This window comes from Psychrobacillus sp. L3, assembly GCF_042945595.1.
Classification (GTDB): Bacteria; Bacillota; Bacilli; order Bacillales_A; family Planococcaceae; genus Psychrobacillus.
The window spans coordinates 2,374,800-2,389,945 of record NZ_CP168493.1; the positions used below are offsets into that span (position 1 = coordinate 2,374,800).

The 15,146-nt window shown below is 37.1% G+C and carries 12 protein-coding genes, 1 other RNA gene and 1 other annotated feature; of the genes, 2 read left to right on the plus strand and 11 right to left on the minus strand.

Translation table 11 applies throughout. From position 1 onward, the window contains the following. Positions 1 to 113 precede the first annotated feature (113 nt). Genes ACEPXD_RS11745 through cymR form a run of 4 tightly spaced genes read right to left on the minus strand, consistent with a single transcriptional unit; the run spans position 114 to position 3,494 of the window. A complete protein-coding gene (locus tag ACEPXD_RS11745; protein WP_391116147.1) occupies positions 114 to 770 on the minus strand; it encodes a tetratricopeptide repeat protein in 657 nt (218 codons plus the stop codon). A gap of 13 nt (positions 771 to 783) precedes the next feature. Next, the gene (gene mnmA, locus ACEPXD_RS11750; protein ID WP_391116148.1) at positions 784 to 1,896 is read right to left on the minus strand and encodes a tRNA 2-thiouridine(34) synthase MnmA; all 1,113 of its coding nucleotides are present in this window, start codon (positions 1,894 to 1,896) and stop codon (positions 784 to 786) included. Between the two features lie 25 nt (positions 1,897 to 1,921). Next, positions 1,922 to 3,058 carry a cysteine desulfurase family protein gene (locus ACEPXD_RS11755; RefSeq protein WP_391116149.1) on the minus strand — a complete coding sequence of 379 codons (1,137 nt, stop codon included), beginning with the start codon at positions 3,056 to 3,058 and terminating at the stop codon, positions 1,922 to 1,924. Between the two features lie 13 nt (positions 3,059 to 3,071). Further along, positions 3,072 to 3,494: a cysteine metabolism transcriptional regulator CymR gene (gene cymR, locus ACEPXD_RS11760; protein ID WP_391116150.1), complete on the minus strand. Its 423-nt coding sequence runs from the start codon at positions 3,492 to 3,494 to the stop codon at positions 3,072 to 3,074. Positions 3,495 to 3,675: 181 nt separating this feature from the next. Between cymR and ACEPXD_RS11765 the strand changes: the two genes are divergently transcribed. Beyond that, positions 3,676 to 4,962, plus strand: a complete 1,287-nt coding sequence (locus tag ACEPXD_RS11765) for a replication-associated recombination protein A (protein WP_391116151.1) — start codon at positions 3,676 to 3,678, stop codon at positions 4,960 to 4,962. 575 nt (positions 4,963 to 5,537) lie between these two features. Here ACEPXD_RS11765 and ACEPXD_RS11770 read toward each other — a convergent pair. The 5 genes from ACEPXD_RS11770 to hisS form a co-directional block, all read right to left on the minus strand. Beyond that, positions 5,538 to 5,732, minus strand: coding sequence for a hypothetical protein (locus ACEPXD_RS11770; protein ID WP_391116152.1), 195 nt, complete (start codon positions 5,730 to 5,732; stop codon positions 5,538 to 5,540). A gap of 78 nt (positions 5,733 to 5,810) precedes the next feature. After that, positions 5,811 to 6,572, minus strand: coding sequence for a ThiF family adenylyltransferase (locus ACEPXD_RS11775; RefSeq protein WP_391116153.1), 762 nt, complete (start codon positions 6,570 to 6,572; stop codon positions 5,811 to 5,813). A gap of 196 nt (positions 6,573 to 6,768) precedes the next feature. Next, a non-coding RNA gene (gene ssrS, locus ACEPXD_RS11780) (6S RNA) lies at positions 6,769 to 6,953 on the minus strand. Positions 6,954 to 7,012: 59 nt separating this feature from the next. After that, complete coding sequence (aspS, locus tag ACEPXD_RS11785) at positions 7,013 to 8,785, minus strand: aspartate--tRNA ligase (protein ID WP_391123202.1); 1,773 nt, start codon at positions 8,783 to 8,785, stop codon at positions 7,013 to 7,015. A gap of 17 nt (positions 8,786 to 8,802) precedes the next feature. Further along, positions 8,803 to 10,071 (minus strand): histidine--tRNA ligase, encoded by a 1,269-nt coding sequence (gene hisS, locus ACEPXD_RS11790; RefSeq protein WP_391116154.1) that lies wholly within the window; start codon positions 10,069 to 10,071, stop codon positions 8,803 to 8,805. 53 nt (positions 10,072 to 10,124) lie between these two features. Beyond that, positions 10,125 to 10,362, minus strand: a binding site (T-box leader). Between the two features lie 114 nt (positions 10,363 to 10,476). Between hisS and ACEPXD_RS11795 the strand changes: the two genes are divergently transcribed. Continuing rightward, entirely contained in the window at positions 10,477 to 12,024 is a 1,548-nt protein-coding gene (locus ACEPXD_RS11795) for an SH3 domain-containing protein (protein ID WP_391116155.1), read from the plus strand. 333 nt (positions 12,025 to 12,357) lie between these two features. Here the strand turns inward: ACEPXD_RS11795 and dtd are convergent, their stop codons facing one another. Continuing rightward, a complete protein-coding gene (gene dtd, locus ACEPXD_RS11800; protein WP_391116156.1) occupies positions 12,358 to 12,795 on the minus strand; it encodes a D-aminoacyl-tRNA deacylase in 438 nt (145 codons plus the stop codon). A 15-nt stretch (positions 12,796 to 12,810) separates the two neighbouring features. Beyond that, entirely contained in the window at positions 12,811 to 15,003 is a 2,193-nt protein-coding gene (locus ACEPXD_RS11805; RefSeq protein WP_391116157.1) for a RelA/SpoT family protein, read from the minus strand. Positions 15,004 to 15,146 lie beyond the last annotated feature (143 nt).

The following is a 15,146-nucleotide window of genomic DNA, read 5'->3' on the forward strand; positions in this document are numbered from 1 at the left end:
TTCGCCTTGACGTATTTTCGTCCAGATTTTGAATTGAACTAGCTCAATTCAAAATCTATACCATCCGCCAGGGGCTTTAACTTCATTCAGCAAATGTTTTCTGCAGAATAAAGTTAATTACGAAGAGAGATCATATCGTGCACATAACGTGCTTGATCATAAGTTGGTTGAATCGTAAATGCTTGTTTTAAATGATAAAGTGCTGCTTCAGTATTTGGAGTAGACACAGCATATAAAACACCTAAGTTATAGTGTGCATCCGCATTTTCAGCTTCTGCTTCTAATATTTCCTTTAAAATTGGTTCTGCTTCTTTAAACATTTCAAAGCTTGCTAATGCTATTGCATAGGTTAGCTTAATTTGACTATCATTCGAGTCTAGTTCATATGCTCGTTGTAAATAAGGAAGGGATAACTTTGTTTGACCTGTTTTTTCAAAGCTTTTGCCTAACATGAAATAGGCATCTGGACCTTCAATTCCATTTGAAATAGCTTTTTCATACAGTTTTGCAGCTTCCTCATAACGTTCTGCATCATAATACAAATTCGCTAGACTATAGTATGCTGTTGCTGCATGTTCATCTAGCATCATTGCTTTTTGAAGGAATCTTTCCGCTCTTTCATTTTCATTCATAGATGCGAGCAAATTACCGAAATTTATATATCCAATTGCCTCTTCCGGATTTTCTTCGATAGCTTTTGTAAATAACTCAACGGCTTTTTCATAGTTTTCTTCTTGAATAGCCTGTATTCCTAATTCATTGTAATTCATATACTTCCTCCAATTAGCCAACGTAATCCAGTTGCAATCCATCTTTGAATACTTTGTCAATCGTTGCTCCACCAATACATTCGTCCCCTTGATAGAAAACTACTGCTTGTCCAGGAGTGATCGCTCGAACGGCTTTTTCAAAAATAACAGACACTTCACTATCCGATAGTATTTCCACTTGAACTCCGACATCTTCTTGTCGGTATCTGAATTTAGCTGTACAATCAAAGTTTTTTTGCTTGTCAGATGTGGTTGTAAAAGATAAATTAGTCGCAGTTAAACTCGTGGAGAAAAGTGCATCATTATTAATGTTTTGCCCAACTAATAAAACATTTCTTGCTAAATCTTTTCCGATAACAAACCATGGATCACCAGAACCACCAATTCCTAATCCATGACGTTGACCAATTGTGTAATACATTAGTCCATCATGTTTGCCCATTGGTTTTCCATCCATTGTTTCCATCTCGCCTTGTTGCGCAGGTAAATATTGACCCAAAAATGTTTTGAAGTTTCTTTCACCGATGAAACAAATTCCAGTGGAATCTTTTTTTGTTGCAGTTGCCAGTCCTTGTTCAAGTGCAATTTCTCGTACCTTTTTCTTTTCCAAATGACCAATTGGAAACATCACTTTTTCTAATTGTTCTTGGTTTAGCTGGTTTAAAAAATAGGTTTGGTCTTTATTGTTGTCTTTCCCGCGTAGCATTCTTGTTTGACCTTCTCTTACTTCCACTTGTGCGTAATGGCCAGTGGCTAAATAGTCAGCTCCAAGTGCTAATGCATGCTCTAAAAATGCTTTAAATTTAATTTCTTTATTACACATTACATCTGGGTTTGGTGTTCTTCCTGCTTTATATTCTTCCAAGAAATAGGTAAACACTTTATCCCAATATTGTTTTTCAAAATTTACTGCATAATACGGAATCCCGATTTGATTGCAGACTTTAATAACATCTTCATAGTCTTCGGTAGCTGTACAGACGCCAAATTCATCTGTATCATCCCAGTTTTTCATAAAGATGCCGATAACATCGTACCCTTGTTCTTTTAATAGGTAAGCTGCGACGGAAGAATCCACGCCACCCGACATTCCTACTACTACTCTTGTATCTTCTATTTTTTTCACTGTATTCACTCATTTCAATTATTCGTTATGAACCTAGAATAATTTTACTTATTTTATTTGCAGCTTCTATCGCTTGCGCTACTGTATTATTTATACCAAAACTAAATCGAACAGAATTTCGAAGCTCCGGTGTATTTTCACCAAACATAGCAACTAAGACGTGGGATGGATCAATAGAACCGGCCGAGCATGCTGAACCACTGGAAGCATCAATTCCCGCTAAATCCAGTTGGATTAAAAATGTCTCCACGTCGGTTTTTGGAATGCTAAGGTTTATAACATGAGGCAGAACATTCTTTTGTGAACCATTAATGGTGAACTCAACGCCTTTACTTTCCAGTTGGTGTAGAAATGCATATTTCAATTCCTTGTAAGAATTGATCGTTGATTCTAAACTTTGTTGTTTTAACTCAACTGCTTTTGCAAATCCAATTACTGCCGGTACATTTTCTGTTCCAGCACGTTTCTTTCTTTCTTGTTGCCCGCCATATAATAATGGTTTCAGATGAATTCCTTTTCGTTGATATAAAAAGCCAATTCCCTTTGGTCCATTAATTTTATGACTAGAAACACTGAGTAAATCAACTTGTAAATCGTTTACATTTAAAGGAATCCCGCCATATGCTTGTACCGCATCTGTATGAAAATAGGCAGGATGGTCTTTTAATAAATCACCAATTTCATGTATCGGTTGAATAGACCCGACTTCATTGTTGCCATACATGACGGAAACTAAAATAGTATCTTCTCGAAGTGCATTTTTCAATTCACAAACATCGATTATTCCTTCTTTATTTACAGGTAGATAAGTGACTTCAAATCCTTCTCGTTCTAGTTGTTCACAAGCATGAAGTACTGCATGATGCTCAATTTGTGTCGTGATAATATGCTTCCCTTCAATTGTACGCGCATAAGCTGTGCCGAAAATAGCATAATTATCTGCCTCCGTCCCACCGCTTGTAATGATAATTTCTGTTTCATGGGCACCAATACTTGCAGCAAGAGTATTTCTTGAGTCATCCAATTTTTTGCGTGCACTTCTTCCAGTTTGGTGGATACTTGAGGCATTGCCATATTCTTTATTCATTTCTTCTGTAAATGTTTTGATGACCTCTTCCGCCATCGGGGTTGTCGCTGCATGATCTAAGTATATTCTAGTCAATTCAACCTGCTCCTTAAATATAAAACATATATCCAGCGTTAGTTGGATCTTCATCTGTATGTTGCGCTAAATCCTCAATAGTTGTTGTATCCAACACATTTTTTACTGCATCTCGGATACGCATCCATAATTCGCGTTGTGGCAACTCTTCCTCTTCAATTCCTTCTACTATCTGAATGGGACCTTCAAGTACACGAATAACGTCACCTGCCGTGATTTCATTTGGTTCCCTTGAAAGCATATACCCACCGTACGCACCTCTAACACTTTTAACAAGTCCCGCATTCCGTAATGGTGAAACAATTTGTTCTAAATATGCTTCCGATAAATTATGGTCTGCTGCAATTTGACGAAGTGCAAGTGGTCCTTCTCCACACTGTTTGCCTAATGCTATCATAATCGTTAAACCATACCGTCCTTTTGTTGAAAACTTCAATATATTCCACCTCATTAGATATCTAAATCGCCTTAGCGTATTCGGGTCCGGGTATTTCACCAAACATAAAAAATTCTTTCCCTAGTATAGCATAATTACTTGATAGAACGACTCCAAAATGACTTTTTAACCAATCTTCGATATAATTAAAGAACAGATGTTTGAACAAGGAGAGATCATTTTGAGCAATGAACCATTAGCATATCGAATGAGACCCGAAACAATAGATGAATTAGCAGGCCAGCAGCATGTCATAGGCAAAGATACCGCTTTATATAAAATGATAAAAAACGGGCACGTCCCTTCTATGCTTTTATACGGTGATCCTGGGGTCGGTAAAACTTCACTTGCTTTCGCAATCGCAGGCACGACTAAACTCCCTTTTGTTGCTCTAAACGCTACTAAAGCTGGAAAAAAAGATGTAGAAGATGTCGTGGCAGATGCAAGATTAACCGGGAAAGTCATTTTGTTTTTAGATGAAATCCATCGATTCAACAAGCTGCAACAGGATACACTTTTACCTCATGTCGAAAACGGATCTATTATACTAATTGGTGCAACAACTGAAAATCCTTTTCACGATGTAAATCCAGCAATACGATCCCGTTGCGGAGAAATTAAACAACTAAAACGTCTAACAACGGAAGATGTGGATATTCTTCTTGAAAGAGCATTGGAGGATAAGATAAAAGGGCTTGGAAAAATGCCAATTGCCATAACTATAGAACAAAGAAAGAAAATAGCGGAAGCAGCAAATGGGGATGCAAGAAAAGCTTTAACACTATTAGAATCTACGATATTCGCTAGCTATGAAGAAGATGGTGTGACAAAAGTGGAAGATTCTATATTGAATAGTCTAGTAGATAGAGTCGGAGTGTTTGGAGATAAAAAAGGATCCCATTTTTATAATCTTTTATCTGCTCTTCAAAAATCGGTACGTGGAAGTGATACAGATGCTGCTCTTTATTACTTAGCACATTTACTAGAGAACGGGGATTTAGTCGCTGTTTCGAGAAGATTGCTCGTGATGAGTTATGAAGATGTCGGGCTTGCAAATCCTTCTGTTGGACCACAAGTTCTAGCTGCCATTCAAGCCGCAGAAAGAATAGGGCTACCAGAAGCACGTATTCCTTTAGCAAATGCAATAGTTTTAATGTGTTTATCGGAGAAATCAAACTCGGCATATTCTGCTTTAGATGCAGCGATTACAAGTATTCATCAAGGAAAAACAGGCGACATCCCGAGCCATTTAAAAGATACGCATTACGCTGGAGCAAAAGACCTCGGACACGGAGGATACATTTATCCACATAATCATAAAATCGGCACTTTTGGTGGCTGGGTCAACCAAACCTATCTTCCAGATAATTTAGTTGGGACAAAGTTTTATAAACCAATAGAAGCTGGCGAAGAAAAACGTCTCGCAGCTATTTATAGTCGTTTGGAGAAGTTTAAAATGGAGCGATGACGAATACGAAAAGCGCTAACTCCCTTTAAGTGCATCTTGTCTACACTATTTTTAGAGTGCTTTGGACGAAACATCGGCTACACTTTTGCGGTAATCTTGTGGCAGATGTTTGTTTGTCGCCCTCTTGGAATATGTAGAGACATGGTCCATTAGGTTTGGATAATGAGAGAATAAACCCATTCCTACTCTTTTAAAAGCCGACGAAGATGCAATTTCGTCCGCTCAGCGCTTCTTTATCAGTAGATGCTATCTATTTTTTCAGGTTCCACCAATTCTAATCATCTACCCACTGATTCATGTGTACTAGGACTGTAAAAGTAAAAACATTCAAGATCCCTTGTCTTCACTATTTTCCGATTACTGATGACTAAACAGTAGCTACAGTATTACCCAGGGAATATTTGTGGATTATACCGAATATTCGTTCGCACCCTCTTGAAGTGAGTTGAGACAAAGTGGTGACATATACAAACAGTTAGCCAAATCGTAATATTTTGTAGTTCCCAAAACAATAAAAAATCCAGCTAAAGAATCTTTAGCTGGATTTTTTATGGAAACCTAATCAAGTCGATAAGTTAAACGCCCATTTTCCTTCTGGTATTGCTTACTTTTTTGGTCATTTGACTTTTCGCCTTTTGATTAGCTGCAGGGCCGTTGCCTGTTAATTTACCACCAGAAGCTTGATTTTTCTTTTCTTCTAGTTTTTGTTTTACCGCTTCTTGTAATGTCATTTTCTTTTTCGGAGCATCTTGGTTGTTTGTTTCAGTCATTTTTATCCCCTCCTCAGTTGATCACTATTGTAATTGCTTTAATTATAGTATAGGCTATAAGGAAAATATTTCAACTAATTATTGCACACGATTAATAGGAATTGATTTTGTTATGTCATTTATTACCCAACTTGCGCAAATTAAGCCTACTGAAGAGGGGACGAATGCATTCGAAGATGGTGGCATTTTCGCTTTGCGAATTGCTGCATCTGGTTTCCCTACCGTCTCAACTACATCTTCGCGTACAATTATTGGGCTTTCATCTGAAAATACAACAGGAATTCCTTTTGTAATATGATCTTCTTTTCGTAGTTTTGTTCGAATAATTTTTGCAATTGGATCCGTATGTGTTTTAGATATATCCACTATTTTGAAGCGAGTGGGATCCGTTTTATTTGCTGCACCCATACTGGAAATTATTTTAATCCCTCGCGTTAAACATTCTTTCATCAGGTGAATCTTATATATAATTGTATCTGATGCATCAATTACATAATCAATATTCATCGCAAAAAACTGTTCATACGTTTCATCTGTATAAAACATATGCATATCAATTACTTCACAAGCTGGATTAATATCTGCAATACGTTCTTTCATCACTTCCGATTTCGAACGACCAATTGTTGAGAGGTAAGCAACTATTTGACGATTAATATTGGTAATATCTACATTGTCTTTATCGACTAGTATTATCCGTCCAACTCCGCTTCTTGCACAAGCTTCTGCAGCAAAGGACCCTACTCCTCCAACCCCTAAAATAGCAACCGTCGTATTTTTTAATAACTGTATTCCTTCTGTCCCAACTGCAAGTTCATTTCTTGAAAATTGATGTAACATTATAAAACACTCCATTTATATCAGATTAGTAGGATTAATATGTAAAAAAAGCGAAAGCCCCTCGTTAAGCCATGATAAGCAAGCCTCTCTGTTGCGGGCAATTGAAACTAAAATCATTAAGTAGAAAAGGTTTTATTTCTATTCCCATGAAAAACCCTCCAGCATTTCTTGCTAGAGGGATTAAAATTGAATTAGGACGAATCCCAATTGTGCCGACAAATAAGAGCGTATCGTTTTGAACCCGCAAGTAGCAGGTGGGTGTCCTCTTTACTATTTCTGGCGTCCCGTGAAGGGCATGTCATACATAATAAAAGTTAGACTCCCGACGATTTAATTGTTCGGTCAAAACTGATTGGCATGCTGCGAACACATCAGGATTCGTATTACTTGTATAATAGCACATGTTTTTTGAAACATCAATAATTACAATGCGTTATTATTTAACTATTCTGAACAATAACATTTAGGCTTAATTCCTTAAGTTGGGCTGTAGCTACTGAACTAGGTGCTTGTGTTAACAAGCAACTTGCACTTGCTGTCTTAGGGAAAGCAATTGTATCGCGTAAGTTTGTACTTCCAGAAAGAAGCATTACTAAACGATCTAAACCAAATGCTACACCGCCATGTGGTGGTGTTCCATATTCAAATGCCTCCATTAAGAATCCAAACTGCGCTTTAGCCTCTGCAGCCGAGAAACCAAGAATCTCAAACATTTTTTCTTGGACATTTCTTGAATAAATACGTAGTGAACCTCCACCAAGCTCGTAACCATTCAAGACTAAGTCATAAGCTTGAGCACGCACTTTACTTGGATCTGTGTCCATTAAAGTGAGGTCCTCATCAAATGGTCGCGTAAATGGATGATGCGCCGCATAGTAACGCCCTTCTTTTTCGTCGTATTCAAATAACGGCCAATTTACAACCCATAAAAATTCAAAGCGGCTTTCATCAATTAACTCAAGCTCTTTCCCTAGTTTTAATCGAAGCGCCCCTAATGCATCTGCTACAACAGATTTTTTGTCCGCTACAAACAATAGTAAATCTCCTGCAGATGCTTCTAATTTTCCGATTAAGCCCGTAGCAGCTTCTCCTTCGAAAAACTTAGCGATAGGTCCTTTAAGACCTTCTTCGTCGACTTTTAACCATGCAAGACCTTTTGCCCCGTATACACCTGCAAATTCGCCAAGTGCATCGATATCTTTTCGGGAATAGTTAGCAGCTGCACCTTTTACGTTGATTGCTTTTACTTGTCCTCCATTTTCAACTGCAGAAGCAAATACTTTAAATGCACTTTCTTTCACGATTTCAGATAGGTCAACTAATTCTAATCCAAAGCGAACATCCGGTTTATCAGAACCAAATCGATCCATTGCTTCATCATAGTTCATCCGATTGAATGGAATCGTCACATCTATACCTTTTACATCCTTCATGATCTTTTTCATCATGCGTTCATTCATCTCGAGAATATCATCCATCGATAGAAAACTCATTTCCATATCGATTTGTGTGAATTCTGGTTGACGGTCCGCACGTAAATCTTCATCGCGGAAGCATCGAGCAATTTGGTAATACTTTTCAAATCCAGATACCATTAACATTTGCTTAAATAACTGCGGAGACTGTGGTAAGGCATAAAATTCTCCTCCGTGAACACGGCTAGGAACTAAATAATCACGTGCTCCTTCTGGAGTAGATTTTGTTAAAATAGGTGTTTCCACCTCTAAAAACCCTTCATCATCTAAGAAACGTCTCACTGTTTTAGTAATATCTGATCTCATTTTAAAAATGTCATACATAACTGGTCTTCTTAAATCTAAGTAACGATATTTTAATCGAATATCTTCTCCAGCATCTGTTTGATTTTCAATAGCAAATGGCGGGGTTTTTGCCTCATTAATAATAACTACTTCTGTTGCATGAACTTCTATAGAACCAGAGGGCATATTTGGATTTACTTGATTTGCTGCACGTGCAACTACTGTCCCATGTACTTCGATGATAAATTCATTGCGGATTTTTTCCGCGATTTGAATAGCTGTTTCCGAAATTTCCGGGTTAAAAACTACTTGCACAAGACCTGAACGATCTCTTACATCTACGAATATTAGCCCACCTAAGTCTCTTCGTTTTTGTACCCAACCGATTAATTGTACTGATTCCCCAATAAGATGTTCATTTAATTCGCCACTAGTATGTGTTCTTTTCATTATACTTCCTCCACTCAAGCTTAAATGCTATTTTTCAGTTTTTCTACTAATTCATTCCACGGAACAAGCTTTTGCTCTCCATTCGATAAATTTTTCAGCATTGCACTTTCTTTTTCTATTTCATCCTCACCAATAACAAGCACAAATTTTGCTTTTAAGCGATCCGCTGATTTCATTTGGGTTTTGATTTTTCGATCTAAATAATCCATTTCTGCTGTAATATTATTTTGTCGAAATACGTTTGTAAGCTCGACTGTTTTTTTCTTAGCAGACTCACCCATACCGATTAAATAAACATCTAGATTAGAAAGATCTGCCCATTTATTATTTTCTGCTTCCACTGCAAGCAGAAGTCGTTCAATACTCATTGCAAATCCAATACCAGGTGAATCTGGCCCACCAAGCTCTTCTACAAGCCCGTTGTAGCGTCCACCTCCAGCTAGTGTTGTAATTGCACCAAAACCTTCAGCAGCACTCATAATCTCAAATGCTGTGTGATTATAATAATCAAGCCCTCGAACTAAATTAGGATCTACTTCAAATGGAATGTTCAAAATGGACAAATACTCTTTTACTTTTTCAAAGTAAGCTGCTGACTCTTCATTTAAATAATCGGCTAAAGAAGGAGCATTTGCCATTAATGAATTGTTGCGATCCACTTTACAGTCCAAAATGCGAAGAGGATTTTTTTGTAATCTATTTTGACAATCGGAACAAAAATTTTCTATATGCGGCTCAAAGTGATTAACTAGCGCTTCTTTGTGTGCAATTCGGCTCTCTGTATCACCTAGCGAGTTTATAACTAGTTTTAGCTTTTTGAGTCCAGCTTTCTGATAAACAGCCATTGCGAGAGAAATTACTTCCGCGTCAATTGCCGGATCCGCACTACCAATTGCTTCAATACCAAACTGAACAAACTGTCTATATCTTCCTGCTTGCTGTCTCTCATAACGGAACATCGGTCCCATATAATATAATTTTACCGGTTGATCCGGATACCCAAACATTTTATGTTCCACAAATGCACGTACTGCTGATGCTGTTCCTTCAGGTCTTAACGTTAAGGAACGATCACCTCTATCTTGAAATGTATACATTTCTTTCTGCACAATATCAGTAGTGTCTCCTACACTTCTTGTAAATAATTCGGTATGTTCAAAAATCGGAGTCCGTATTTCTTTGTATTGATACAGACTGCATGTTTCACGTATCAACTCTTCCACTACTTGCCATTTGCCTGTTTCGGATGGCAAAATGTCTTGTGTTCCTCTAGGTACTTTAATGTCCATGGCAATTGCCCCTTTCTATTACAAATAAAAAAGCCCTCATCCCTTGCTAAATAGCAAGGGACGAGAGCTTGTATTAGCTTCCGCGGTTCCACCCTAGTTGGCCAAAAATAATTGACCCTCTCTTTTCTGGATAACGACCAGTACCGTTTCTGCCTACTAAAGAATATCTCTTTCGACAAAAAACCTCTCGAATGTTGTTCACTGAGTGCGTATGTAGGAAAGATTTCAGCCACGTCTTTCCTTCTCTTTTCATCCGTTGAAAACAGTTACTTTTTCGGTCATCGGCTTGATTTTGATTTTTAATTATACTTTATCTTAATGACAGGAATGAAATAAGTCAACCCTTTTCAATAAAAGGTAGAAATTTTATGACAGAATATTTACAATAGGATTAGGAGGGATTCAATGATCGACAAACTAATGCAAAAAATGACCATTTTTATTCTTACTATTGCACTAATTATCCCCATCATTCACGCGTATGCACAAGAAAATGAAGTGACCGTAAATGTTTCTTCCCTTAAAGTTCGTTCTGGTCCTGGTCTTACATACGATATTATCGGTACTGTCGGACAAAATGATAAACTCACTGTAATTGGAAAAGAAAGTGACTGGCTTCATATTAAATTTGGTAACTCTACTGGATGGGTTGCTAGCTGGTACACGAAGTTTGAATCAATTGAAATGACCAATAAACAGGTTGTTTCCAAAGTAAACAAATTAAATGTGCGATCGGAGCCGTCTTTATCTTCAGCAGTAATTGGTCAATTACAAGAAGGTAGCCAAATTTCAGCCTTTAAAACAGAAGGAGATTGGATTGAAATACAATTCAATGATCAAAAAGGATGGGTACATAGTGAGTATGTTACAATTGTCGACCAAGTAATAAAGGACGAGCCTAAAGAAGAAACTACTTCTTCAAACGGAGAATTTTTTTTAGTTTCTGTTGATGTGTTAAATGTTCGTTCAAAAGCAGATCTTTCTTCCAAAAATATTGGACAAGTATTAAGAGATCAATTGTTACCAATAATTGAAAAAAAACATAATTGGGTGAAAATCGAATTAGAAAATGGCAAAAAAGGATGGGTTTATAGTTTTTATGGCAGTTATACAGAACAGCCAAAGTCATCTATGTCAACTACTACTTCAACTACAACTACTACAAACGAAACAATTAAAATTCTATATAACGGAACTAATTTACGATCTCAAAGCACAACTAGTAGCGATGTAGTTGCTCGTGTAGATGCGGGTGAAACATTTACCGTATTAGAAAAAATAGATGATTGGTATAAAATAGACCTAACAAATGATACGATTGCTTATGTAGCTAGCTGGGTTGTTTCTTCAAATGACAACTTGCCATCTTCTACTAAAGAACCATTGGCAAAGCGAGAAAAAGGTACGTTAAAAGGACTGACACTTGTTATTGATGCTGGTCATGGAGGAAATGATCGTGGAACGACGGGAGCACTGGGTACCGATGAGAAAGATATCACCCTTTTAACTGCCGAGTTATTGGCTTCTAAATTACAAGCAGCTGGTGCAAATGTCATGATGACTAGAGAGTCCGATGTATACGTAGATCTACGTAAGCGTGTTTCTATTGCTCACCAGGCTACAGCTGATGCTTTTATTAGCCTTCATTATGATGCCATCGAAAACAGTTCAGTTCATGGTTTTACGACCTATTACATGTACGATTATCAAAAAGAGCTTGCCTCTTATGTGCATAAAGAGCTTGGTGACATGGTTTCACTTAATGATCGTGGGACACAGCAAGGAAACTATTTAGTTCTTAGAGAAAATAAACAAAAAGCAATATTAATAGAGTTAGGTTATTTAAGTAATCCATCCGAGGAACGTCAATTGACTACTGCACAGTTTAGAGAACAGGCAACTCGTGGAATATACAACGGTGTTATCAATTATTTTGATGCACAAATTAAATAAACTGTATTGACTTTAGAATGCCATTATAGTTCAGACTATAGGCAAACTCGATAAAAATTGAGTTTACCTATAGTCTTTTTTACTATTCATAAAGAACTGCTGAGAGGACGAAATTGACCCTTCGTCCGCTTTTAAAAGTATAGGACAGTATCTAATCTCTCATTAACCAAACCAAATGCATCTTGTCTTTACATATCCCAAGAAGGCGATGTACAAACATCCGCCAACAGATTACCGAAAAAAATGGATCGTGAAGTGACACAGTCACTTCACGATCCATAACACTCAGGGCAGAGTATAGAAAGGTACACTTGAAGGGCACTTGCACTTCTTTTATGCTTCTAACATGATTGTCACGGGACCATCATTTGTAAAAGTAACATCCATCATAGCACCAAAGACACCTGTCTCAACAACAAAACCTTTTCTCCGTAACTGATGATTAAAAAGTTCCCATAATGGCTTTGCTACCTCAGGACGCGCAGCATTAATGAAGCTTGGTCTCCTACCTTTACGTGTATCTGCGTATAATGTAAATTGAGAAACGGAAAGTATGGATCCCCCGTTTTCGGTAATGGAGTGATTCATCTTACCTTCCGAATCTTCAAATAAACGTAAACCAGCAATTTTATCCACTAAATAGTTAATCTCTTTTTCACTATCTGTTGCAGTAATACCGACTAATAATACATACCCACGGTCGATCGAACCAGTTACTTTACCATCTACTGTCACAGAAGCATTTTTGCATAGTTGAAGTAAAACCTTCATGAGATAATAACTCCTTTAATTAATAATTCGTTGAACCGAATACACATCCGGCAAATGCTTTATGCGATCTGCCACTTTATGCAAATGAGCAATGTTTGTAATTTTAATCGTCAAATGAATAGTAGCGATATCATTTTCCGATTTTCCGGTAACAGCTGCTATATGTGTCTTCGATTCATTTACAACTTGTAACACTTCATTTAATAATCCAGGTCGGTCAAATGCAGATACCTCAATATCCACTTGATAATCTTTTTTCACGGATGTGTCGTTCTGCTCCCATTCCACTTCAATAATTCGTGAGTGGGACTCATCATTTTGTACATTCGGACAATCAGAACGATGCACCGATACACCTCTGCCTTTCGTGATGAAACCAACTATTTCATCTCCTGGCACTGGACTACAACATCTGGAAAGACGTATAAGTAAATTTTCAATCCCTTTTACAATAACTCCAGACTCCGTTGATTTTCTAACAACAGGAGCTTTCATTTCCGTTGTAATTTTTTCTAATGCTTCTTCTTGGTCACGTTTTTTCCGCATTTTCTCAGCTAAACGATTTACTACTTGCTGGGCTGTAATTCCATTAAAACCTACCGCAGCGTATAAATCTTCTTCGCCTGCAAATGCATATTTTTCACAAACTCTTTTAATATTTTCTGCAGTCAATACTTCTTTCAAGTCAAATTCTTGTGCTTTAATTTCTTTTTCAACTTGCTCTTTACCTTTTATCACATTTTCGTCACGAAGTTGCTTTTTGAAAAACTGTTTGATTTTATTTTTTGCTTGAGAAGATTGAGCAATTTTGACCCAGTCACGACTTGGACCAAATGATTGTTTAGAGGTTAATACTTCTATAATGTCTCCTGTTTTGAGCTTTGTATCAAGCGGAACCATTTTACCATTTACTTTTGCACCGATTGTTTTATTTCCTACTTCTGAGTGAACACGATAAGCAAAATCAATGGGAACAGAGCCAGCAGGAAGTTCAATGACATCTCCTTTCGGGGTAAACACATAAACCATATCGGAAAATAAATCGAACTTCAATGACTCCATAAACTCTTCCGCATTCGATGATTCTTGTTGAAATTCAAGAATTTCTCTAAACCAAGTTAATTTTGAGTCGATTGTTTGTTTGTTTACTTCCACTTTCTTCCCTTCTTTATATGCCCAATGTGCTGCAACCCCGAATTCGGCAATATTATGCATTTCTTCTGTTCGAATTTGAACTTCTAGTGGGTCACCATTTGGACCGATTACAGTTGTATGAAGTGATTGATATAAATTTTGTTTTGGCATTGCAATATAGTCTTTAAATCGACCAGGCATCGGTTTCCATAACGTATGAATAACACCTAACACTGCGTAACAATCTTTGATGCTGTTCACAATAATCCGCATGGCAAGTAAGTCATAAATTTCATTGAACTGTTTATTTTGGACAACCATTTTTCGATAAATACTATAAATATGTTTTGGTCTACCTGATATATCTGCATCAACTTCCATCTCATCTAGTTGAAGACGAATATCATTCATAACATTTGTTAAGTATGACTCACGTTCTGTACGTTTTTTCTTCATAAAATTAACAATTCGATAATATTGTTGTGGATTTAAATAACGAAGGGATGTATCTTCTAACTCCCATTTAACTGCAGATATCCCTAATCGATGGGCTAGAGGGGCAAATATTTCTAACGTTTCATTCGAAATACGACGCTGTTTTTCTTCTGGTAAATGTTTTAGGGTTCTCATATTATGTAGACGGTCCGCAAGTTTAATTAATATAATGCGAATATCTTGAGCCATTGCGATAAACATTTTACGATGATTTTCTGCTTGCTGTTCTTCTTTCGACATATATTTAATCTTGCCTAGTTTTGTTACACCTTCTACTAATAGTGCAACTTCTTCATTAAACTCCCGAACGATATCTTCCCGTGCATATTCGGTATCTTCCACAACATCATGTAAAAAGCCAGCAGCAACTGTTTCTGGATCCATTTGAAGATCAGCAAGAATTCCGGCTACCTGAATTGGATGTAAAATATATGGTTCACCAGAATTACGAAATTGTTCTCGATGAGCATGCTCTGCTAGATTATATGCTTTTTTGACAAATTCAACATGCTCTCCATTCATATACGTGGAGAGTGTATCGAAAACATCTTCTGCTGTCTTCACTTGATCTTTTGCCATGCTAAATCACCTGATTTCGTTATATTTCTAGAATAGTATATAAGCTATATTGTATATAAAAAAAGATGGACTTGTAAAGTCCACCCTAGTTTGAAATCAATTAATGAGTTCGTAGGTGTATTCACAGACTGAATGCGAGCATT